Below are 23500 nucleotides of genomic sequence, written 5' to 3' on the forward strand. Positions count from 1 at the left end.
ACAGTCAGCGCTTTTGCTGCCTCTCCTTACCGATGGCCACCACCGGGCCCTGCTTTGGTCAGTCAGCAGGGACGGGCAGGCTCCGTACTCCCCACACCCCCGGCGAACCAGGCCGGGCCTCGAGCGGTGCGAGAACGGGGAAGAGTATGAGGCAGGTTTGGAGGGCGGGGATAAGTTGGTGTTTCAGAACACGCAGACTCGTCATCCCGGACGCATGCCCGGCCCCGAGCCGGGCGGAGATCCGGGACCCATACGCCCGGTGCTGGCCGGAAGCAGGCGCGGCGTGGATAGCGAGTCCGCTTTCGTCCAAATCCCGCGATTATGGGTCCCGGCACTACAGCCCGCCTGCGCGGGCTATCCGGCCGGGATGACAATGGGGTTGCAAGAAAGGCGTGATGATGACGCCTTGCCCTAGTCCACGCGCCCGAGGAAATCCCTGATCGCCGACCAGGCTTCCGGCTCGGTCATGAAGGGAGCGTGGCCGACGCCCGCGACGTCGACGCGTTCCAGGTCCGGCTTGCGGCGCTTCATTTCAGCGACGGTTTCTTCGGTCAGCAGGTCCGTGATGGCACCGCGGACGAGCAGGGTCGGGATGTCGGCGAACGGGGTCCAGAAATCCCAGAATTCCGGGACGGGTCCGTCCACCACCTGTCGCGTGATCGCTTTGTCGAAACCCGGACGGATCGTTCCGTCGGTATTCTCGATCCAGGTCTTGCGGGCGAAGTCGGCCCAGAATTCGGCATCGTCGGCCCGGTCCGGGAAGGCTGCGAGATTGGACGCACGCGTCGCCGCCTCCGCCTCGGCCCAGTCCTTCACGGCGCCGCGCTCGGAGACATTCGCCTTGATCCGGTCCAGCCCCGCCTGGTCAAGCGCCGGGCCGATATCGTTGATGACCGCTGCCGCGACGCGCTCCGGCTGCTGACCGGCGATGATGAAAGTCATCAGGCCGCCCATGGACGTGCCCACGAAGACGGCGCGGTCGATGCCGAGCGCGTCCAGCAGGCCAATCATGTCCGCGGAGTAGACGGGCGGGTGATAGCGTTCCGGCTGCGGATCGGGTTCGGACAGGCCGCGGCCGCGCTGGGAGGCGACGATGACCCGCCGCCCTTCCTTCGCGATCCGCGGTGCGAGTTCCTCGAAATCCTTCACATTGCGCGTCAGCCCGTGCAGGCAGAGCACCGGAAGCCCCCGCTCCGGCCCGATGGCCGGATAATCCCGGTAGTGGATGCGCGGGCCGTCCGCGGTGGTGAAGAAATGATCCGTGAAAGTCGCGTCTGTCATTGGGCGGGCTCGGCCTCCGTCGGCGGTTCGGCTTCGGGAACCGGCACGGTCTCGCCGTCCGCTTCCCAGTCGTTGGCGAGATAGCGGGCCGCCCAGAACATGAACAGCGCCGCGACCAGGTAGAGGCTGGCACCGATCACGATGGAAATGCGCAGCGAACCCTCGCCGAAGGTCGGCTCGAGCACGGTCGAGATACGGCCGAGGACATACACGCCGCCACCAATGCCGAGCAGATTGTTGATCAGCAGGAAGACGGAGGACGCACTCGTGCGCATATGGGGCGGCATCAGGTGCTGGAAAGCGGACAGGACAGGCCCCAGCCAGGCGAGGCCCAGAGCGGTCGGGATGAAGAGGATAACCGTCGCCATCCAGGGCGAGGGCGCCATGATCCCGGCCCAGTAGAGCGGCGCGCTGAGCAGGAAGGCATAGGCCGGCACGCTGGCGAAGGCCGAGCGCTTGGACTTGCCCATCAGATCGCCGAGAACGCCGCCGAGGAAGATACCCAGGCTGCCCGCGACGAAGAGCACACCGCCGAACAGCCAGCCGGTCTCGGTCAGCGAAAGCTGGAAGCTGCGGGAGAAGAAGGAGGGCAGCCAGAAGAAGACGCCGTATCCCATCATGGAGGAGGCGGAGGCACCGAGGATCATCAGCCAGAAGCTGGGCTTTTCGAGGGCCAGCGACATGAAGTCCCGGAAGGCTGCAAAGAAGCCGCCCAGCAACAGGCCTGCAAACGCATGCCCGACGATCCAGCCCAGGGCCGCGCCACCGAAGCCGGCGCCGCCGAAGGCCGGCACGATCCAGGCGACCAGGGCGGAGAGCGGCATCAGGATACCGAGACCGAGCATCAGCATGACCGGGCTGGTCGTCTTGCCCACCCAATTGCCCGCGAACCAGCCGGACACGGCGCCCACCAGGGCGGCGGCCAGGAGCAGCGGAACGGACTGGATCGAGGTCGCGCCGAAGACGAGGATATTGAAGATGGACAGCAGGCTCGGCAGGGAGAACAGAACGGCACCCGCAATGGAGAGCATGCGGATCTTGCCGTCCGAATAAACGCCGACTTCCTGTTTCGACTGGGCCGCCTTGGGCGGCGTGGCGTCGAACTGGCCGCGGGCCGGCTCTTTCACGACGAGCTTGAAGATCGGGGCAAGCACGATGCCCGCAATGCCCACGATGAAGAAAGCGGCGCGCCAGTCCAGCGCATCGGAAATTCCGCCGCCGGCGATTTGCGAACCGGCGATGACGCCGAAAGCGCTGCCCACCGGAATGCCGAGCGAATAGATCGCCAGGGCCCGGGCCCGCTCGGCCGGCGGGTGATAGTCAGCGATAATGGTGTAGGCCGGCGCAACGCCGCCCGCCTCGCCGACACCCACGCCGACGCGGGCGAGGAAGAGCTGGGTGAAGTTCTGCGCGAAACCGCTGATGGCGGTGAAACCGCTCCAGATGGTCAGCGCCGCGGTCATGATCCAGGTACGGTTCATTCGGTCGGCGAACCAGGCGATCGGAACGCCCAGGGTCGAATAGAGAAGCGCGAAGGCGATGCCGCCGAGCAGGCCGAGCTGCTCGTCGGTCAGGCCGAGGTCTTCCTTGATCGGAATGGCCAGGATGGAAATGATCTGACGATCGAGAAAATTGAACGCGTAGACTAGGAAGAGCAGCAGCATGACCACGCTGCGATACCCGACGCTTGCCTTCTGTTGGGAGCCGGTTGCGGCGCCCCCGTTTTCATTCGCCATGATCTCTCCCCTCCGGCGTACCGGTTTTTCGAGCCTGTGCGGCTTCGTCTCCTCACCGCAAACATGAATGGCCATTCAGGTTTGGTCAAACCCGTTTTCCACCTCGCAGTCCCTGCCACACCCCCTTGTACAACAGCGCTGCCGGTGCAGGATGTGCCACAGTTTGGGCGAATGCCCAATCAGAAGATGGGGAGCAGCATGAAACACACCGGATTTGGCGCCGCGCTCGGCGCCGCTCTGCTGGCGGCCTGTACGCCTGCCGAGAATACCGAAAACGCGACACCGGAGAGCGCCGGCGCCGACGCCGCGATGGAAACGGCCTCCAGCACCGCCATCACGGAAGCGGATCTGCGCCATCGCATCTCCACCCTCGCCGACGACAGTTTCGAGGGCCGCGCACCGGCCACACCGGGCGGAATCGCCGCGAGCCAGTGGATCGCCGACGAAATGGCGCGTGTCGGCCTCGAGCCGGGTTATGGCGACAGCTATTTCCAGCCCGTGCCGATGATCGAGGTGACGCTCGATACCGAGGCTTCGAGCTTCGACATCGCCCATAATGGCGAGCCGCTCGGACTGAGCATGTCCGAAGATGTCGTTTACTGGACCAAACAGGTCGCGGACGAGGTCTCGATCACCGACAGCGAGCTGGTCTTCGTCGGCTATGGCGTGGTCGCCCCGGAATACGGCTGGAACGACTATGCCGGCGTCGATGTCGAGGGCAAGACGGTCGTCATGCTGGTCAATGATCCGGGCTATGCGAACCCGGAGAGCGGCCTCTTCAACGGCAATGCCATGACCTATTACGGCCGCTGGACCTATAAATACGAGGAAGCGGCCCGCCAGGGCGCGGCCGGCGTCATCGTGATCCACCAGACCGCTCCGGCCTCCTATGGCTGGAACGTGGTCTCCGGCTCCTGGACCGGCTCCCAGCTCGACCTCGCCCGCGAGCCGGGCGAAGGCACTTTCGCCGAAGTGGAAAGCTGGGTGACCGAAGACCGCGCCCGCCAGATGTTCGATCTCGCCGGGCTCGACTTCGACAGCCTGACCGCGGCCGCGGCCCAGCCGGGCTTCGAGGCGGTGCCGATGAGCGGACTGACCGCCAGCGGTACTCTGCACTCGGCCACGCGGACCATGGATTCGCGCAATGTGGTGGGTGTCGTGCGGGGCACGGAACGCCCGGACGAATACGTCATCTATACCGCGCACTGGGACCATATCGGCGTTCGCGACGTGCCCGAAGGCGAGGATGGCATCTATAACGGCGCCGTCGACAATGCGACCGGCACCGCGGCGATCATCGAGATCGGCGAAGCCTTTGCCGCCAATCCGCCGGAGCGTTCGGTCATGCTGCTGGCGGTGACGGCCGAGGAATCCGGCCTGCTCGGTTCGGCCTATTACGGCGAAAACCCGATCGTGCCCTACAGCCAGACGGTGGGCGGGATCAATATCGACGCCATGCTGCCGATGGGCCGGTCTCGCGACGTCGTCGTGGTCGGTCACGGTGCGTCCCAGCTCGAGGACGTGCTGACTGAAGCGGCCGCCGAACAGGATCGCTACATCGTGCCGGACCCCAACCCGGAAGCCGGCTATTTCTACCGGTCCGACCATATCTCGCTGGCCAAGCACGGCGTGCCGATGCTCTACGCCGATGGCGGCTTCGACCTGGTCGAGGGCGGCACGGAAGCCGGCCAGGCCGCGGGCGAGGACTATCGCGACAATCGCTATCACGGTCCGGCCGACGAATACTCCGAGGACTGGAACATGGACGGCATGGTCGAGGACGTGACGCTCTTCTTCGATGTCGGTTCGCGCCTCGCCAATTCGGACGCATGGCCGAACTGGTATGAGGGCAACGAGTTCCGCGCCCTGCGCGACGCCCAGCGGGCCGAATAGACCCGTCCGGCTAAGGACACGGAAAAGGCGGCCTGCGGGCCGCCTTTTTTGTGGCTGCAATGTCGAGAGCCCAAAAAGGGATCAGAAAGTCCGGCGCATCACCACGCGATCGCCGCGCTCTTCCAGGCGCGAGGTATAGCGGGACTCGTCGAGCACCGCACCGGCGTGCACGCAATAGACCGTGCGCGCCTCCGATATACGCGGCCAGTGGATGAAGTCGCAGAGGACGGTCTTCATGCCAGAGGCGACGTTGATCTCCAGCGATCCGAGGCTCTGGGCGTAGGCCAGATTGTTCTGGAACATGCCCTCCTTGCGCATCGTCTCCAGCGCGGACTCGAAATCCCCGCCAAGGAAATCGCGCATATTGCGGCCCTCGATCTCGTTCCGCGCCACGCCGAACAGGTCGAGCGCACCGCGGGAGATGGCCTTGAACATCCCCATCGAGTCCGTGACGAATTCGACGGTGGGATTGAGCGTGACCAGATCGACCCAAGTCGGCGCGGGCGCAATCACGAACGCGTCCTGGACGAGTTCGGCCATGCGGCGCTTTATGCGTTCGGGCGGATCGGAATCCCCGTTCTCCCAGCGCGAGATCATGGCCTGCGTCACGCCGAGATCGGCTGCCAGCGCCGCCTGTTTCAGGCGTTTCGACATCCGGAAATTCCGGATGACAGATGGCCAATTCACCTTGTTAGACGATACCGACAGATTGATGTCCTGCACCAAAACCGCCCCCTCCGGGCTTCAGCTCGCGGCGGTCAGCCTGAGCTGACCCCCCAATTCCTTTCGCAGACGCTCGAACGTATTCGCGTCCACGAGAGCACCCCGGAGCATCCAGCGGACCCTGCCCTCATGGTCCCGGCCCGGCCAGTGCAGACCGTGTACATGACGGCGCTGCAGCTCACCCTCCGGGTTAACGAAACAGTACGTATCTGCACTTTCAACACTTTCAAGCGCTTCGTCAAAGAATCCCGAATCGAGAAGGTGCGAATGAAGGCGCGGAATATCGCCCCGGAAAAGGTGAGCGAGGGTTTTCGATTGCAAGGCCCGGCGGCTCGAACCGAGGAGTTTTGCCAAGCCATGGCTGGCGATTTCGATGCGTCCGTCCGGTTCTACGACCGCCGCGATCGCGGGGTGCGCCGCCACATGATCACGCCAGTGAAAAACGGGGGCCGACATCGAGTCCTGCTCGGTCAGCCGGCGGATACGCGCACGCATGTCCGCACCCGGCGTCGCCAGCCCGGTCTCCCAGCGCGACACCATGGCCTGGGTTACGCCCAGATCGTCGGCCAGGGCGGACTGCTTGATATTATGGCTGAAGCGGTACTGCTTGAGCAGGGCCTGCCAGTCGATGCGGCGCATCCGTCCGTTCCGGGGTGGAGAGAGACGCTGGTCCATGAATCAGAGCGCCCTCCGGATCAGCATCTGCCCCCCGAGACGCGCGCGGACATCGTCATGTACCTGCCGCGTCACCGCCGCTCCCGAGACCAGCCAGACCACTTGGGGACCGGGGAGGAAGCCGGGCCGGTGCAGGCCGTGACTGTAGAAGCGCCGCAGGTTCCCGTCCGGCGCCCGGAACTCGATCCGGTCCATGCTCTCGGCCGACGCCACGCGGCCTTCGAAAAAACCGCTGAGGGCGAGCGCATCGAACAGATCGACGAAGTCGCCGTCGAAAGCCTCATGGATATAACGCCCCTCGAGTTCGTGGGTGCGGCAGTCGAGCGCGGAAAAGAAACCGTGGCTGGCCGCCTCGATACGTCCGGTGGCAGCGACGACCGCGACGACGGAGGGGTGCCGACCCACGCGGCTTAGCCAGGCGGCACGCGATACCGCGCCCTGCTCGCGCCAGAACAGGTCGAAAAGCTGCTCCTGGATACGCTCGCCCGGGATCGCAATCCCGCTTTCCCAGCGGGATACCATGGTCTGCGTGACGCCCAGGTCCTGGGCGAGAGCGGCCTGTTTCAGGCCTTTGGAAAGGCGATAGTGGCGAACCACGGATGGCCAGTGGATCGAGGCGGTCGCCACGCTCGAAACGAGTTCGGACATTCCGACGCTCCGCGATTGGCGTGACCGGCAATCGGCCGACGCATAAGAAATAACCTCTCTGGCATGGCTTGTGAAGATTGTTGCGACACGCAACTCGTCTCTTGCGCTATGACGAACCAGAATGTGACGGCTCAGAAAAATTCACCGGCCCTGGCGATTGACGCTTGGACTCAGAGCCCGCTTCTTGCTCGCTGCCTCCGCGGCAGACTCGATCGCCATACGGGCGACTTTCCCGGCTGCATTTCGAGCGTGTTGTGAATTTAGGCCGTCACTTCAGAATCTTGCGACGCAACCACATGGTGCGGCCAAAGGCCCCGGTGCGGCGATCACATCTGGTTTTTAATGGAAACGAATAACATGATGCCCCTTTCATTATTTATGAATCCATAATCAGAGCGTACAACCCGTAGAAACAAACTTAAATTTCGATGGGTTAGGGACAAACAACACTATGGACTGGGCTGAGACCGTACGCGGGCTTCGACGCAAGTTGCGGCTCAAACAGGGCGCCCTGGCAGACTTGATAGGGGTCAGTCAGACCTATGTCTCACGGCTGGAAGCCGGCTTGGTCGGACCCGCCCCGCACGTCGCGGTAGCGCTCGAAGCCCTGACCCGGGCCCCACGTACGCGCGGCTTGTTCGCCGATCTCGTCGCGACCGTCGAGCGGATTCCCTTTCACTGCGCCCTGATCGAACCGCACACCGCGAAAGGCAACCGCCTGCACGCGATCAGCCGCCCGGCGGTCTCGGATATCTTCGGCGACGCGAAGGCCGTATCCGACGGCGACGGCGTGGACCAGCTGAACGGCCAGATCGACGCCCTGATGCAGGCCGGCCTTGCCGAGGGCGAGGTGAACAGCGCCACCGGGCACTGGTTCGAGGACGGCGCACGCGACCGAGCCTGGTGGACGCTCTACGCACCCATCCGCGACGACGATGGTGTCTGTCACATCCTGGCCGTCATGCGTCCCCTGGAAGAAGCGGGACGATCGGACCCGGACGGGCCGACGCTCGAAATCGAACCCTTCGCGCCTCAGCGATAGCGCTTCTGAAGCTTCGCCAGCGCATCGGCGCCCGGATTGAGCGTGTCATAGGACAGGGCATTGAGCGGCGTGGGCGGAAGTCTGTTCGCCGCGTGCATGTCCGGCAAGTCTTCGTTGAGATAAAGCAGACCGGTACGGATCTCGTCGTCCGTTTTCTGCATCAGCGTGTCGATGGCCTGGGCCCGGTCGCGTGGATCGTAATCCGTGTCCGTCTTGCGCAGCCGCAGCAGGCCGCCGTCGTGCAGCTCGACCTGCATGGCGCCGTCCTCGGCGTACTCGCCCGTAATCTCCTCCGCATGCGCCACGAAGTCGGTGTGCACGAGCGGGTGATAGTACTTGTAGGTATGGGCGTAGCTCTTGGTCGAGCCGGCATGGTCGTTGAAGGTCACGCAGGGCGAGATGACGTCGATCAGCGCAAAACCCTTGTGCATCAGTCCGGCCTTGATCAGCGGCACGAGCTGGGACTTGTCGCCGGAGAAGGCCCGGCCGACGAACCCGGCGCCCAGGGTGAGCGCCTGCACGCAGGGATCGATCGGCGTCTGCTCGTTCGGAACGCCCTTTTTGGACTTCGAGCCGATATCCGCCGAAGCCGAGAACTGGCCCTTCGTCAGCCCGTACACACCGTTATTCTCGATGATGTAGAGCATGTTGAGATTGCGGCGGATGGCGTGGGCGAACTGGCCGAAGCCGATCGACAGACTGTCGCCGTCGCCGGAAATCCCGATGTAATGGAGATTGCCGTTTACCGCATTGGCGCCCGTTGCGACGGACGGCATGCGTCCATGCACGCAATTGATGCCGTGCGACTGCCCCATGAAATAGGCGGTCGTCTTGGACGAACAGCCGATGCCGGAAACCTTCGCCGCGCTCTCCGGCGCCAGATCGAGTTCCCAGAAGGCCTGGACCAGGGCCGCGGTGACCGAGTCATGGCCGCAGCCGGCGCAGAGGGTGGACATCACCCCTTCGTAATTGCGGATCGACAGACCCAGCTTGTTCTTGGGCAGGTGCTTGTCGATGAAGGGTTTCGCCATGGACGTCATGTCACGCCTCCTTGGCCTGGACGGCCGGATCGAGATGCGCGAGCACGCCCTCGATGATGAATTTCGGATTCGCCGCCATGCCCGCATAGTCGAGCACGGGGATCAGGCGGGTCTTGTCGGCCCTGGTCTCGTTGATCAGGAGCGTTCGCAACTGGCCGTCGCGGTTCTGCTCGACCACGAAGACTTCCTCGTGCGCCTCGATGAAACGATCGACCTCGTCATTGAAGGGGAAACCGCGAACCCGCAGATAGTCGAGATGCACGCCTTCCTCGGCAAGACGGTCGAGCGCTTCGAGAACCGCACCGTCGCATCCGCCGACCGAGATAATCGCGCGCGAGGCGGGTTGTTCGCATTCGACCACAACCGGAGCCGGCACGGCGGCGGCAGCGTTCTTCCACTTTTGCGTCAGCCGGTCGAGGACCTCCTTGTACTCGTCGGAATCCTCGGTATAGCCGCCCTTCCAGTTATGGCCGGACCCGCGCGTGAAATAAGCGCCCTTGGGCGAGCTGCCCGGCAGGGTGCGATAGGGAATGGCGTCGCCGTCGCGATCCTCGTAGCGGTAGAATTTCTCGAGTTCTTCGAGATCCTCCGCCGTCAGGACCTTGCCGCGATCGGGGACATAGCTCTCGTCCCAGCTCAGCTCCGGGATCATCCAGTCATTCATGCCGATATCGAGATCGGTCATGAAGAAGACCGGCGTCTGGAACCGCTCGGCGAGATCGAAGCTCTGGACCGCCATCTCGAAGCATTCCTTCGGATCGGCCGGGAAGAGCAGGATATGCTTGGTGTCACCGTGGCTGGCATAGGCCGCCAGGGTCAGATCGCACTGCTGGGTTCGCGTCGGCAGGCCGGTCGAGGGACCGGCGCGCTGGACGTCGAACAGCACCACCGGCACTTCGCTGTAATAGGCAAAGCCGATGAACTCGCTCATCAGGGAGATGCCGGGGCCGGAGGTCGGCGTGAAGGCGCGCGCGCCGTTCCAGCCGGCGCCGATCGCCATGCCGACCGAGGCCAGTTCGTCCTCGCCCTGGATGATGCAGAAATTCTTCTCGCCGGTATCCGGATCGACGCGGAATTTCTCGCAGAAACTCTTGAACCCGTCCATCAACGAGGTCGAAGGCGTGATCGGATACCAGGCGCCGAAGGTCGCGCCGGCATAGACGCAGCCCAGCGCGGCGGCCGTATTGCCGTCGATCATGATGTGGCCGGCGGTCTTGTCCATGGCCTCGACGCGCAGCGGGAGCGGGTCGGGGAAGTGCTCGCGCACATAATTCAGACCCAGCTCGATCGCCGTCATATTGGCGTCGATCAGGTGTTTCTTGGTGCCGAACATCTCGGTGACGAGCTCGCGGATGACCTCGACATCGATCCCGGTCAGCGCGGCGACCGCGCCGACATAGGCCATGTTTTTCATCAGCACCCGCGTGCGGGCATTGTCGAAATGCTCGTTGCACATCCGCGCCAGAGGCACGCCGATGGCGGTGACGTCGTCGCGTTCGTGCAGGTCCGGGCGCGGCCAGGTGCCGTCGTAGAGCAGGAAACCGCCCGGCGTGACCTCGGCGAGGTCCTGCCTGTAGGTCTCGGCATTCATGGCGACGAAGAATTCCGCCGTACCCGAGCGCGCCATATAGGCGTCCTTGGTCAGGCGGATCTCGTACCAGGTCGGCAGGCCCTGGATATTGGACGGGAAGAGGTTCTTGCCGACGACCGGCACGCCCATCCGGAAGATCGCCTTCATGAGCAGGCCGTTGGCCGAGGCCGAGCCGGTTCCGTTCACATTGCCGATCTTGATGACGAAGTCGTTGACCCGAACTTCGCTTTTCATGTCCGCGACGTCCTTCATTCCGCCGCCACTCCCTTGGCTTCCTCGAGGACGTGGGGGATGAAGATGTCCGCATCCTGCATGTCCCAGGCTGCCGTCGGGCAGCGTTCCGCGCACAGCCCGCAATGCAGGCAGAGATTCTCGTCCTTGACCATGACGCGCCCGGTATCCTTGAGCGGATCGGACACGTAGAGGGCCTGGTCCTTGTTGTTCGCCGGCACCCTCATATGGCTGCGCAGCACATCCTCCTCATCGTTCGACAGGATGGAGAGGCAGTCGACCGGACAGATGTCGAGGCAGGCGTCGCACTCCTTGCAGAGCGGCGCGTCGAACACCGTCTGCACGTCGCAATTGAGGCAGCGCTGCACCTCGGTCGCGATCTGCTCGGCCGTATAGCCCATCTCCACCTCGATCTTGCGATCGGAGAGGCGCTGTTTCAGCTCGACCAGCGGCATGTCCCGGCGATGCTCGCCGGTATAGGCGTTGGAATACATCCACTCGTTCACGCCCATCTTGGCCGAGGCCAGGTTGACGCCGCGCGGCATGCGCTCGGTCAGGCTCTTGCCTTGGCAATGCTTGTGGATGGAGATCGCTGCCTGGTGACCGTGCTCGACGGCCCAGATGATGTTCTTGGGACCGAAGGCGCTGTCGCCGCCGAAGAAGACACCCTTGAGGGTGGATTCGTGCGTCGTCTCGTCGACGACGGGCACGCCCCACTTGTCGAACTCGAGGCCCAGATCGCGCTCGATCCAGGGGAAGGCGTTCTCCTGCCCGATGGCGAGGATAACGTCGTCGCAGGGAATGATGGTCGTGCCCTTGGAGCGCGTCTCGGTGATAGTGCCGTCATCGTCGAGCTCGTACTCCATGAGCTCGAATTCCATGCCGGTCAGCTTGCCGTTCTCGACCACGAAACGCTTGGGCGAATGATTGACGAGGATTTCGACATTCTCGTCCTCGGCATCTTCCAGCTCCCAGGGCGAGGCCTTGAAGAACTGGCGCGGCTTGCGTGCCATCACCTTCACATCGGCGGCGCCGAGACGCAGCGAGGTCCGGCAGCAATCCATCGCCGTATTGCCGACGCCGATGATGAGAACGCGCTCGCCGATCTTGTCGATATGCTCGAAGGCGACGCTTTCCAGCCAGTCGATGCCGATATGGATATTGTCCGCGGCTTCCTCGCGGCCGTCGATCTTCAGATCCTTGCCCTTGGGCGCACCGGACCCGATGAAGACCGCGTCATAACCGCCCTCCATCAGGGCTTTCAGGCTTTCCACCCGGCTGTTCGTCTTCAGCTCGACGCCCTGATCGAGGATGTAGCCGATCTCCTCGTCCAGCACCTCTTCCGGCAGGCGGAAGGAGGGGATGTTGGAGATCATCAGCCCGCCCGGACGGTGCATGGCCTCGAAAATCGTGCACTCATAGCCCAGCGGCGCGAGATCGTTCGCCACGGTCAGCGAGGCCGGACCGGCGCCGATCAGCGCGATCTTCTTGCCATTCATGCGCTCCGGCTTGCCCGGCACGAGATGCTTGACCTCGTCGCGATGGTCCGAGGCGACCCGCTTGAGACGGCAGATCGCCACCGGCTCTTCCTCGACCCGCCCGCGCCGGCAGGCCGGCTCGCAGGGACGGTCGCAGACCCGGCCGAGAATGCCGGGAAACACGTTGGAACGGCGATTGACCAGATAGGCGTCGGTAAACCGGCCCTGGGCAATCAGACGGATATACTCGGGAACCGGCGTATGCGCCGGGCACGCCCACTGGCAATCCACGACCTTGTGATAATAGTCGGGATCGCGCGTATCGGTCGGCTTCATGCTCCTCACCCCGGGCTTTCGCCCGTTCAGCCCTGCCTGTCGGCAGTTGTCCTGTCAGACGGCGCAAAGACCGCCGCCACTGCCTCCAATCTCACAGGGTATCGCTGCGGCGGGTCAAGCGATTTCGCCTGCCAAACCACAGATCGTGAATGGGTTTGTTTGCGCCTGATACTGATTTGCAAGAAGCGCGTGCCGCTACTCCTCCACCCAGACGCCGCCCAGATTGCTGGTGGCAGGCTGGCCGGCGATCCGCACCGGCTCACCGCCATGGACGGATATCTCGTAGAGCGCATAGCCCTCGCCTTCCGTGGCGCCGTAGACGATGCGCTGCCCCAGCGGGTGCCAGGACGGGTAGAGACCCTCATCGGCCAGGCGGCCGGGCGTGAGCTGCTGCTTGCGCGTCCCGTCGGCGCGCATGATGCAGACATTCGAGCGCCCCGCCTCGTCCACGCAATTCCAGACGATGCGGGTCCCGTCGGGCGAATAGCGCCCGGGGCCCTCGCCGCCATAGCCGCCCACCCCGTCATTGTCGGGATCGTCGGTGAGCTGCGTCATCTCCCCGCTTTCCAGCGCCAGCGTCCAGAGGTCGGACGAGCCGCCCCGCGTCGACCGGAAGAGGATGGTGCTGCCATCGGGCGACCAGTCCGGATCCGAATTGCGGAAGTCGTCATCGGTCAGCCGCTCGGCAGACCCGCGCTCGACATCCAGCAGGACGAGATTGCCCCGGTCGCCCTCGCGCACCGCCGAGACGATACGCCCGTCCGGACCGAAACCGGCATAGCTGTCATAGACCGCCAGCGGGATGGGCACCGCCTCGCCCTCCGGCAGGGGATCGCACCAGCTCGGACTGTAGGACAGATCGGGCGTGACCCCGTCATCCCGCACCACGGCATAGATACGCCCGTCATGCGCGCCATAGGTCCAGGCAGCCTCGCAGGCCGGCTGGAAAATCTCCGCCGTCTGGCCGGGCCGCATCATGACGACCCTGTAGTCCTCGCCGTCATAGGTATTGATCGCCAGCAGATAGCTGGGACGGGGCCAGACATAGATCGCCCCGATGAGAAGTACGCCGAACACGATCGTGAAGAACAGTCTGCGCATGCTCCTCCTCCCGCTGTTACCGGGAGGATAGCGCGGATCGGTTGCAATGTGAAAGCGGCTTAAAGCTCGTCCACCGAATGTTCGTGATGGCGGGCCTCGTCCTTGAGCCAGGCGATGAAGGCGCGGGCGTCCGGGCTGAGCGGCCGGTTGCGGGCGGTGACGATCTGGTAGGCCGAGCGCACGGATGAGGCGCCGTCGGCGAACAGCGCGACGAGGCGGCCGGAGGCGAGATCGCTCTGTGCCAGGGCCCGCTTGGCTAGGGCCACGCCGCGCCCGGCGACGGCCGCGTCGATGACCAGGGCGGACTGGTTGAAGCGCACGCCGCCCGCCCCGTCCACGCCCCGCACGGAGCGTGCCTTCAGCCAGGAGACCCAGTCCGCCCCGTCGACCTCGCTCTCCGGCGAAGCGTCGTGCAGCAGGATATGCCCGGCAAGATCGCGCGGCGTTTTCAGGGGAGGTCCGTCACGCAGAAGATCCGGGGAGCAGACGGGCAGGACCTCCTCCTCGAGCAGCACCTCCTCGGACAGAGTCATGTCGCCCCCCGGCCCGTAGCGGATGGCCAGGTCGGCCGCACCGGCGGAAAGATCGACCCGTTCCGAGGTCGCCGCGATCCAGACCTCGACGCCCGGCACGACTTCCTGGAAACGGTGCAGGCGGGGCGCCAGCCATTTTCCGGCGAAGGAGGGGGCGACGCTGACCGTGAGGCTGCGCCGCTGCACCGGCTGGCGCATCAGGGCGACGGCGCGCTCCAGCGTCTCGAAGGCATCGCTGGCCACACCGGCTGCGGCCCGGCCGGCTTCGGTCAGCCTCAATCCGCGGCCCTCGCGCACGAAAAGCGGCGCACCGACATGATCCTCCAGCGAACGGATCTGCTGGCTGATCGCACCCGGCGTCACCGCCAGCTCGTCGGCCGCACGGGCAAAGCTTTCGAGCCGCGCGGCGGCCTCGAAGGCACGCAGGGCGTTGAGCGGAGGAAGACGGGAAGTACGGGCCATGCCATCAGTTTAGTTTTTCTAATCTGAAAAGCCAATTATCGTCGTTTGCAATCACACTACCCGATAGAAATATTGAAGCCGTCGCGCCACGCAGGCGCAGGATCGGTTAGAGACACATGCAAACGTTCCCCGCTTCGATACCCCTGGATGGAAAGACCATCATTGTCGTCGGTTCAGGCCCGATGGCGGAGCCGAAAGCCCGTCTCTTCGTAGCTTCCCCAGCCCGGTTGAAGTGGTTCACCGGCAATACGAACGATCCTGTCCCTTCGGATATTGCCCAGTATGCGAAGCTCGAACGTCGTATGCCGACACGGCGGGATCTGCGGGGCGCGACTCTCCTTTTCATCGCCGGCGGCGAGCCCCGGCAGATCGACCGGCTTGCCCGTACGGCGCGGCGCCTGGGCGTTCCGGTCAATATCGTCGACAGCCCCGCCGCGTCCGATTTCCAGACCCCCGCCATCGTCGATCGTGACGGCATCGTCGTCTCCATCGCCTCCGGCGGTGCTGCCCCGGTGCTCTCGGTCGATCTGCGCGCCGCCATCGAACAGGTATTGCCGGCCCGCATCGGCATGCTGGCCGATCTCGCCCGCGAATTGCGGACCACCGTGAAGACCGTCCTCGGCCGCTTCGACGACCGGCGCGCCTTCTGGGAACGTGCCCTGCGCGGCGAAGCCCGGGATCTGGCCCTGTCCGGCGACCGGGCCGGCGCCCGGCGTGCTATGCTGCGCGAGCTCAATGGCGACACCGCCGAACGGACCGGCATTGTCCATCTCGTCGGTGCCGGTCCGGGCGATCCCGACCTTCTGACGATCAAGGCCGCCCGCCTCCTGCGCGAAGCCGACGTGATCGTGCACGACCGACTGGTCAGCGAGGGCGTGCTCGATCTTGCCCGCCGCGATGCCCTGCGCATCGATGTCGGCAAGTCCAAGGGGCACCACAAGGTTCCCCAGGAAGAGATCGGCGACATCCTGATCCGCGAGGCCCGCAAGGGACAGCGCGTGGTCCGCATCAAGGGCGGCGATCCCTTCATCTTCGGGCGCGGAGGCGAGGAACTGGACCAGGTTCGCGCGGCCGGCATCGCCGTCGAGGTCACGCCCGGCATTACCGCAGCCATGGCCTGCGCCGCTTCGGCGGGCATTCCGCTGACCCATCGCGATCATGCCCAGTCCGTCACCTTCGCCTCGGGCGTTGTGAAGCAGGACGGCCCGGATGCCGACTACACAGCCCTGTCCGCCGCCAATGCGACCGCCGTCTTCTATATGGGCGTCGGCGCTGCGCCGGAGATCGAACGCAAGCTGATCGGTGCCGGGCGCAGCCCGCAGACCCCGCTCGCCATCATCGAGAACGGCACGCTGGACAGCGAACGCCGCGTCTTCGGCACGCTCGGCGAACTGGCCGCCCTGGTCGAGCGCGAGCGCGTGACCGGTCCCGCCGTGATCATGGTCGGCGAGAGCCTCGCTTCAGCCGCCGCCCATGCCGGAAAGCCGCAAACCGAGCTGGAGCAGTCGGCATGAAGACCGTCACCGCAAACCGTCTCACCGATGGCCGCGTCATCTACCGCACGGCGGAGGGCGGCTGGTCGAGTGCACTGACCGACGCCGTACGCCTCGATGAGGAGGCCGCGAAGGACGTCCTCATTGCCGCGGAAGCCGAGAGCGGCATCGCCGTGGGCCCCTATCTGATCGATCTCGATGCGAGCGGACCGGCGGGCCAGAAATGGCGCCGCGAAAGCATCCGCCTCGCCGGCCCGTCCGCCGGCACGACCCAGCTCCTGAAGGCCTCCTGATGTATCAGTACGACGAATACGATCACGCCCTCGTGCGCGAACGGATCGAGGAATTCCGCGACCAGGTCGCGCGCCGCCTCGACGGCCGTCTGAGCGAGGACGAGTTCAAGCCGCTGCGCCTGATGAACGGCGTCTATCTCCAGCTGCATGCCTATATGCTGCGCGTAGCTATCCCGTACGGCACGCTCAATGCGCGCCAGATGCGCACCCTGGCCGAAATCGCCCGCCGCTATGATCGCGGCTACGGGCATTTCACGACGCGCCAGAACATCCAGTACAACTGGCCGGCCCTGACCGATATCCCCGACATTCTCACCGCGCTCGCCGATGTCGAGATGCACGCCATCCAGACGTCGGGCAACTGCATCCGCAACACGACCGCCGACCCCTTCGCAGGCGCGGCCTCGGACGAGATCGAGGACAGCCGCCCCTGGGCCGAGATCATCCGGCAATGGTCCACCTTCCACCCGGAATTCAGCTTCCTGCCGCGCAAGTTCAAGATCGCCGTCAATGGCGCCGCCGAGGACCGTGCCGGTCTTCGCGTGCATGATATCGGCCTGCAGATCGTGCGCGGCGAGACCGGCGAGACCGGGTTCGAGGTCTGGGTCGGCGGCGGCCAAGGGCGCACCCCGCGCCTGGCGCAGAAGATTCGCGACTTCCTCGCGCCGAAGGATCTGCTCTCCTATCTGACTGCCATCCTGCGCGTCTACAATCAGCACGGTCGCCGGGACAATCTCTACAAGGCACGGATCAAGATCCTCGTCGAGGCGCTCGGCGCTCAGGAGTTTGCCCGCCAGACCGAAGCGGAATGGGCCGACATCCGCCATGGCGAACTGGAACTGCCAGACGCCGAGATCGCGCGGATCCGCGGCTTCTTCTCCGCCCCTTCGGTGCCCGACCCGGCGCCGGTTCCGGAGACGCAGGAGCCCGGCTTCGCACGCTGGCTCGCCCGCAATCGCCGCGACCACCGGCGCGCCGGTCTTTCCAGCGTGGTGATCTCGCTCAAGCCGGTCGGCGGTACGCCGGGCGATGCGACGGCCGACCAGATGGACATCGTCGCCGACCTCGCCGCGCATTACGGATTCGACGAGCTGCGCGTCACGCCGGAGCAGAATCTCATCCTGCCCCATGTCCGCAACCAGCACCTGGAAACCGTATGGCGCAGCCTGCAGGATGCCGGTCTCGCGACGCCCAATGCCGGTCTCGCCACCGACATCGTGGCCTGCCCGGGCCTCGACTATTGCAATCTCGCCAATGCCCGCTCCATCCCCGTCGCCCAGGCCATCTCGCAAACCCTGGAGACGGAAGGCCTGAGCGAAGCGGCTGGCGATGTGACGATCAAGATTTCCGGCTGCATCAATGCCTGCGGACACCATCACGTCGCCCATATCGGCGTGCTCGGCGTCGACAAGCGCGGCGAGGAATTCTACCAGATCACGCTGGGCGGGGCCTTCGGCTCGGATGCTTCGATCGGTGCCATCGCCGGCAAGGGACTGGCCGGCGAGGACGTGCCCGGCGCGATCGCCCGCATTCTCAAAACCTATCTCGACATTCGTACCGGTGAAGAACGCTTCATCGACACATTGCGCCGCGTTGGCGCCGATGCCTTCAAGGAGGCCGTTTATGCTGAAGCTTGATCCCCGCCCCGCCACCGATTCGCACGCCGATGCCGGCCTCGAGGCCGGCGGCGGCCATGCCGTCGTGCTCGACGGCGATGCCGACTGGAACGAGGCTGCCGGCGAAATCGCCGGCGCGGTGCGCGTCGACATCCGCTTCGGCAAATTCAATGACGGGCGCGGGTTCAGCCTGGCGAGCCAGCTGCGCACCCGGCTGGGCTATACCGGGCAGCTGCGCGCCGTCGGCAATCTCATCCCGGACCAGGCGCCGCATCTGCGCCGGGTCGGCTTCGACGAGGTCCTGCCGGACCGGCGCGACCGGGATGCCGACTGGCTGAAGGCCCGTTCACGCTTCCCGCTCGCCTACCAGCCTGCCAGCGATATCCGTATGCCGCTCTATCTGCGCCGGCTGGAAGCCGCGCGTGCCGGCGGCGGCGCGGCGAAGACCCTGCCCGACCTGAGAACCCTCAATGCCCGTTATCGCGAACTCGAAGCGATGGAGATTCTCGACGACGCCATCAACAGGACCTGGCGCGGACGCATCGCCATCCTGTCCTCCTTCGGGGCGGAAGCCGCCGTCGGTCTGCACATGGTGGCCGAGATCGATCCCGCCACGCCGGTCATCTTCCTCGATACGGGCCGCCTCTTCGCGCAGACCGAGCAATACCGGCGCACGCTGGAAGAACGTCTCGGCCTGACCAATATCCGCATCATCCAGCCGGACGCCGGGGAAGTCGCCGAGGAAGACGGCGACGACCGTCTCTGGCGCCGCGATGCCGACGCCTGCTGCGCCCTGCGCAAGGTGCGTCCGCTCGATCGCGTGCTCGGGGATTACGATGCCCTCATCACCGGCCGTAAACGCTTCCATGGCGGCGAGCGCCTCGCCCTGCCTGTCGCCGAACAGCTCAACGGCCATGTCCGCGTGAACCCCTTCGTGGACTGGGACGGCGAGCGTGTTCACGCATATTTCAACCGCTTCGATTTGCCGCGTCACCCGCTGACGGATATGGGATATGCCTCCATCGGATGCTGGACCTGCACGGCTCCGGCCCGCGATGACAGCGATGTGCGGTCGGGCCGCTGGTTCGGCCAGGACAAGACGGAATGTGGTATCCATACTCCGGCGGAAATCGCCGCCGAATAATCCGCATCCCGTTCGACCGAAAGTGAAAGGGCACGCCCCGTGTCTGACAGACCTGTACTCGACCTGATCGGCCAGACGCCGCTGATCCGGCTCGTCGGCCCGTCCGAAGCGACCGGCTGCGAGATTCTCGGCAAGGCCGAATTCCTCAATCCGGGCGGCTCGGTAAAGGACCGCGCCGCGCTCAATATCGTCCGCGAGGCGGAAGCCTCCGGCGCGCTGCGTCCCGGCGGCACCATCGTGGAAGGCACGGCCGGCAATACCGGGATCGGCCTCGCCCTGGTCGGCGGGGCGCTGGGCTATGACGTGATCATCGTCATGCCGCGCACCCAGTCGGAGGAGAAGAAACAGGTCATCCGCTCCTTCGGCGCGCGCCTGATCGAGGTCGATGCGGCGCCCTTCTCCAGCCCCAACCACTTCGTCCACTATTCGCGCCGTCTCGCCGAAGAGCTCAACGAGACCAACCCGGCCGGCGCGATCTGGGCGGACCAGTTCGACAATCCGGCCAATCGCCGTGCCCACGAAAAGACGACGGCACCGGAAATCTGGGAACAGACCGGCGGCAAGGTCGACGGCTTCATCTGCGCAGCCGGCACAGGCGGCACGCTGGCCGGCACAGCGGCCGGGCTGCGCGCATTCAAATCCGATATCGCCATCGGCGTGGCCGATCCGGCGGGCGCCTCGCTCTACAGCTATTTCACCGAGGGCGAGCTGAAGGGCGAAGGCTCCTCCATCACCGAAGGCATCGGCGTCGGCCGCATCACCGGAAATCTGGAAGGCCTCGAGGTCACCCATGCCTACCGGATCGAGGATGCGGACATGTTGCCCGTGCTGTTCGACCTGGTGAAGACGGAAGGCCTCTCCCTGGGCGGCTCGGCCGGCGTCAATATCGCCGGGGCCATGCGGCTCGCCCGCGATCTGGGACCGGGCAAGACGATCGTAACCATGCTGTGCGACAGCGGTGCCCGCTATGCCGGCAAGCTGTTCAATCCGGAATTCCTCGCCAGCCGGGGCTTGCCCGTTCCGCCCTGGACGGATACCGAAGCGCCGCGAGAAACGGCCTGAGCCGTTCCTTGAAACAATCGAGTTGATGACGCCATGACCCAGACTGCTACCGCAGCGAAGACGAATGCCATCCCGGCCAAGCCGGGTCCCTACACCATCGAGACCGTGCTCGAGGTGAAGCATTATACGGATCGTCTTTTCCATTTCCGCATTTCGCGGCCGGATGCCTTCCGCTTCCGCTCGGGCGAATTCGTCATGATCGGCCTGCCCAAGGAAGACGGGAAACCGCTGCTGCGCGCCTATTCCATCGCCAGCCCCTTCTGGGACGAAGCGCTGGATTTCTTCTCGATCAAGGTCCAGGACGGCCCGCTTACCTCGCGCCTCCAGCACATCAAGGAAGGCGATGAAGTCCTGCTCGGCCGCAAGCCCACGGGCACGCTCGTGCTCGACGCGCTCAAGCCGGGCAAGCGGCTCTACATGATCTCCACCGGCACCGGCATCGCGCCTTTCGCCAGCCTGATCCGCGACCCGGAGACCTATGAGAAGTTCGAGGAAGTCATCCTCACCCATACCTGCCGCGAAAGCGCCGAGCTCGCCTATGGCAACGAGCTGGTCGAGGCGGTGAAGTCCGACGAGCTGATCGGCGAATTCGCCCGCGAAAAACTGGTCCACTTCACCTCGGTCACCCGCGAAGAGGGACCGGTAAAGGGCCGCGTCACCGACATGATCAATTCCGGCGAACTCTTCGACCGCCTCGGCGTGCCCGCCTTCGACCCGGAGTGTGACCGCGTGATGATCTGCGGCTCGGAAGGCCTGCTGAAGGACACCCGCCAGATCTGCCTCGACCGCGGCTTCGTCGAAGGCTCCAACGCGGCCCCGGCCGATTTCGTCGTCGAAAAGGCCTTCGTGGCGACGGACTGATCGCGATTTGGTCTTCCGTTCAATTCGCCGAAAACAAAAAGGGGGAGCCGCGAGGCTCCCCCTTCTTATTTGCGATGATGCGCCGGCTTATTCGCCGGTGACCGGGAAGCCGCGGTCGCGCATCAGGGCGGAGACTTCGGCGTCGCGGCCGCGGAAGAGGCGGTAGGCCTCGGCCGGGTCGATCGAGTTGCGCGGGGCGAAGAGATATTCGACCAGACGGCCGGAGACGACCGGATCGTAATAGCTGCCCGCTTCCTCGAAGGCCTGGGCGGCGTCCGAGGTCAGGACGTCGGCCCACATATAGCCGTAATAGCCGGCCGAATAGCCTTCACCGGAGAAGATGTGACCGAACTGCGTCGAGCGGTGACGCATGACGATCTCGTCCGGCATGCCCAGATTCTCGAGCGTTTCCGCCTCGAAGGCCTGGACGTCCTCGATCTCGGCCGGATCGGTCGTGTGGTAGACCATGTCCATCAGCGCCGAGGCCAGATATTCGCCGGTGGCAAAGCCCTGGTTGAAATTCGCCGCCGCACGGATGCGGTCGATCAGTTCCTGCGGCATCGGCTCGCCGGTCTCGACATGGACGAGATAGTTCTCGACCACCGGATCGGTCAGCAGCCAGCGCTCGAGGAGCTGGGACTGGAACTCGGTATAGTCGCGCACGCCGCCATTGAGCGTCGGATAGGCGACGTTCGAGGACAGGTAGTGCAGGGCGTGACCGAATTCGTGGAAGAAGGTCTCCGCATCGTCCCAGGACACCAGGACGGGCTCGCCCGGTGCCGGCTCGACGAAGTTGGAATTGTTCGTGGCCAGGACATTGTCCTCGCCGTCGAACGTGGTGTGCGAGCGGAAGGAATTGGCCCAGGCGCCCGAACGCTTGCCCTGGCGGGCGAAGGGATCGAGATACCACAGACCGATATTCTCGCCGGTCTCGCGATCGGTGACTTCCCAGACGCGAACGGTCGGGTGCCAGACGGAAACCGTGCCTTCCTCGAGCTCGGTGAAGTCGAAGCCGAAGAGTTCGCCGGCGACGTAGAACATGCCTTCGCGCAGGTTCTCAAGCTGGAGGTACTGCTTCACCTCGTCGCTATCGAGATCGTAGCGCGCCTGGCGCACTTTCTCGGCATAGTAGCGATAATCCCAGGGGGCGATGGTGATGTCGTCGCCGCGCTCGTCGGCGAGGGCCTGCATGTCGGCGACTTCCTCGTCGATGCGCGCCGTGGCCGCCGCCCAGACGCCTTCCATCAGCGCCATGGCGTTTTCCGGATTGCCGGCCATGCGGTCTTCCAGACGCCACTGGGCGTAATTGTCGTAGCCCAGAAGACCGACACGCTCGTCGCGCAGGGCGAGGATTTCGAGGATGAGTTCGTTATTGTCGAACTCGTCGCCGTTATTGCCGCGATTGTAATAGGTCCGCCAAACCTGCTCGCGCAGATCGCGCTCGTCCGAGAAGGTCAGGAAGGGGTCCATCGAGGACCGCGTATTGGTGATGGCGTACTCGCCCTCACGGCCCCGCGACTCGGCCGCCGCCGCAGCCGCGTCGATCACGTTCTGCGGCAGGCCGGAGAGCTGGTCCTCGCTGATGAAGGTCACATAGGATTCTTCGTCATTGAGGACATTGTTCGAGAAGGTGGTGTGCAGCTCGGCCAGTCGCTGGTTGATCGCCGCATAGCGCTCGGCGGCCACGCCTTCCAGCGTCGCGCCATTGCGGGCGAAACCGTCATAGGTCAGCTGGACGAGACGCTGCTGGTCCGGACGCAGGGAGGCCATTTCCTCGCCTTCATAGACCGCGCGGACGCGGGCGAAGAGGTCCTGGTTCTGGGTGATCTGCGAGAAGAAGGCGGAGAGCTGCGGCGCCATCTCGGCCTGGATGGACCGGAATTCCGGAGTCGACATGTTGGACGACCAGATACCCCAATAGCTGAAGACGCGGCCCAGCTCGTCGCCGGCCCGTTCCATCTCGACGATTGTATTCTCGAAGGTCGGCGCTTCCGGATTGTTCGCGATCGCCTCGATCTCGGCGAGGTTCATCTCCATCGCGGCTTCCAGAGCCGGACGCAGATCGTCCAGGCTGGCCGTGTCGAAGTCCGGCGTGCCGCCATAAGGGCCCGTCCATTCGGCCAGCAGCGGGTTCTCGATCGCCGCCGCATCGGTCATGGTGTCGTGCTGTTCGGCGTTGTCGGCTTCGGTCGACTCGGTGGCCTCCGGCGTGCAGGCCGCGGCAAAGATCGCGGCCGCGCTCGCGGAGATCATCATAAGTT

The 23500-nt window shown here is 64.9% G+C and carries 19 protein-coding genes; 8 read left to right on the plus strand and 11 right to left on the minus strand.

Annotated features, from left to right (window positions below; genetic code table 11):
• Positions 1-411 precede the first annotated feature (411 nt).
• Together AC13HB_RS06580 and AC13HB_RS06585 are read right to left on the minus strand one after the other, a co-directional pair.
• A complete protein-coding gene (locus AC13HB_RS06580; RefSeq protein ID WP_482948943.1) occupies positions 412-1281 on the minus strand; it encodes an alpha/beta fold hydrolase in 870 nt (289 codons plus the stop codon).
• Positions 1278-3017, minus strand: a complete 1740-nt coding sequence (locus AC13HB_RS06585; protein WP_482948944.1) for a spinster family MFS transporter — start codon at positions 3015-3017, stop codon at positions 1278-1280. The genes AC13HB_RS06580 and AC13HB_RS06585 overlap by 4 nt, the downstream gene beginning before the upstream one ends.
• Positions 3018-3215: 198 nt before the next feature.
• On the opposite strand from AC13HB_RS06585, the gene AC13HB_RS06590 reads away from it, so the two are divergent.
• Positions 3216-4910, plus strand: coding sequence for a M28 family metallopeptidase (locus tag AC13HB_RS06590; protein WP_482948945.1), 1695 nt, complete (start codon positions 3216-3218; stop codon positions 4908-4910).
• Positions 4911-4991: 81 nt separating this feature from the next.
• On the opposite strand, the gene AC13HB_RS06595 is transcribed toward AC13HB_RS06590, so the two are convergent.
• Genes AC13HB_RS06595 through AC13HB_RS06605 form a run of 3 tightly spaced genes read right to left on the minus strand, consistent with a single transcriptional unit; the run spans position 4992 to position 6956 of the window.
• Positions 4992-5633, minus strand: a complete 642-nt coding sequence (locus tag AC13HB_RS06595; RefSeq protein WP_482949175.1) for a helix-turn-helix domain-containing protein — start codon at positions 5631-5633, stop codon at positions 4992-4994.
• A gap of 21 nt (positions 5634-5654) precedes the next feature.
• The gene (locus tag AC13HB_RS06600; protein WP_482948946.1) at positions 5655-6308 is read right to left on the minus strand and encodes a helix-turn-helix transcriptional regulator; all 654 of its coding nucleotides are present in this window, start codon (positions 6306-6308) and stop codon (positions 5655-5657) included.
• Between the two features lie 3 nt (positions 6309-6311).
• Complete coding sequence (locus tag AC13HB_RS06605) at positions 6312-6956, minus strand: helix-turn-helix domain-containing protein (RefSeq protein ID WP_482948947.1); 645 nt, start codon at positions 6954-6956, stop codon at positions 6312-6314.
• Between the two features lie 451 nt (positions 6957-7407).
• Here AC13HB_RS06605 and AC13HB_RS06610 point away from each other — a divergent pair, with 451 nt between their 5' ends.
• Entirely contained in the window at positions 7408-7998 is a 591-nt protein-coding gene (locus AC13HB_RS06610; protein WP_482948948.1) for a helix-turn-helix domain-containing protein, read from the plus strand.
• Here AC13HB_RS06610 and AC13HB_RS06615 read toward each other — a convergent pair.
• The 5 genes from AC13HB_RS06615 to gcvA form a co-directional block, all read right to left on the minus strand.
• Positions 7989-9038 (minus strand): 2-oxoacid:ferredoxin oxidoreductase subunit beta, encoded by a 1050-nt coding sequence (locus AC13HB_RS06615; RefSeq protein WP_482948949.1) that lies wholly within the window; start codon positions 9036-9038, stop codon positions 7989-7991. The two genes, AC13HB_RS06610 and AC13HB_RS06615, sit on opposite strands and share 10 nt — an antisense overlap.
• Position 9039: 1 nt before the next feature.
• Positions 9040-10863 (minus strand): 2-oxoacid:acceptor oxidoreductase subunit alpha, encoded by a 1824-nt coding sequence (locus AC13HB_RS06620; RefSeq protein WP_482948950.1) that lies wholly within the window; start codon positions 10861-10863, stop codon positions 9040-9042.
• 14 nt (positions 10864-10877) lie between these two features.
• Positions 10878-12674: an FAD-dependent oxidoreductase gene (locus tag AC13HB_RS06625; RefSeq protein WP_482948951.1), complete on the minus strand. Its 1797-nt coding sequence runs from the start codon at positions 12672-12674 to the stop codon at positions 10878-10880.
• A 195-nt stretch (positions 12675-12869) separates the two neighbouring features.
• Entirely contained in the window at positions 12870-13775 is a 906-nt protein-coding gene (locus tag AC13HB_RS06630; RefSeq protein ID WP_482948952.1) for a TolB family protein, read from the minus strand.
• 59 nt (positions 13776-13834) lie between these two features.
• A complete protein-coding gene (gene gcvA / locus AC13HB_RS06635) occupies positions 13835-14770 on the minus strand; it encodes a transcriptional regulator GcvA (protein WP_482948953.1) in 936 nt (311 codons plus the stop codon).
• 116 nt (positions 14771-14886) lie between these two features.
• Between gcvA and cysG the strand changes: the two genes are divergently transcribed.
• From cysG to AC13HB_RS06665, 6 genes are read left to right on the plus strand one after another with little or no spacing between them, the layout of a single operon-like run.
• Positions 14887-16284, plus strand: coding sequence for a siroheme synthase CysG (gene cysG, locus AC13HB_RS06640; protein WP_482948954.1), 1398 nt, complete (start codon positions 14887-14889; stop codon positions 16282-16284).
• A complete protein-coding gene (locus tag AC13HB_RS06645; protein WP_482948955.1) occupies positions 16281-16556 on the plus strand; it encodes a DUF2849 domain-containing protein in 276 nt (91 codons plus the stop codon). Before cysG ends, AC13HB_RS06645 begins: the two co-directional genes overlap by 4 nt.
• Positions 16556-18193, plus strand: coding sequence for a nitrite/sulfite reductase (locus AC13HB_RS06650; RefSeq protein WP_482948956.1), 1638 nt, complete (start codon positions 16556-16558; stop codon positions 18191-18193). Before AC13HB_RS06645 ends, AC13HB_RS06650 begins: the two co-directional genes overlap by 1 nt.
• Positions 18180-19316, plus strand: a complete 1137-nt coding sequence (locus AC13HB_RS06655; protein WP_482948957.1) for a phosphoadenylyl-sulfate reductase — start codon at positions 18180-18182, stop codon at positions 19314-19316. Before AC13HB_RS06650 ends, AC13HB_RS06655 begins: the two co-directional genes overlap by 14 nt.
• A gap of 39 nt (positions 19317-19355) precedes the next feature.
• Positions 19356-20378: a cysteine synthase A gene (locus tag AC13HB_RS06660; protein ID WP_482948958.1), complete on the plus strand. Its 1023-nt coding sequence runs from the start codon at positions 19356-19358 to the stop codon at positions 20376-20378.
• 33 nt (positions 20379-20411) lie between these two features.
• The gene (locus AC13HB_RS06665) at positions 20412-21239 is read left to right on the plus strand and encodes a ferredoxin--NADP reductase (protein WP_482948959.1); all 828 of its coding nucleotides are present in this window, start codon (positions 20412-20414) and stop codon (positions 21237-21239) included.
• Between the two features lie 87 nt (positions 21240-21326).
• On the opposite strand, the gene AC13HB_RS06670 is transcribed toward AC13HB_RS06665, so the two are convergent.
• Complete coding sequence (locus AC13HB_RS06670) at positions 21327-23396, minus strand: M3 family metallopeptidase (RefSeq protein WP_482949176.1); 2070 nt, start codon at positions 23394-23396, stop codon at positions 21327-21329.
• Positions 23397-23500: the final 104 nt, after the last annotated feature.

Source organism: Maricaulis sp. B-26, assembly GCF_056857855.1.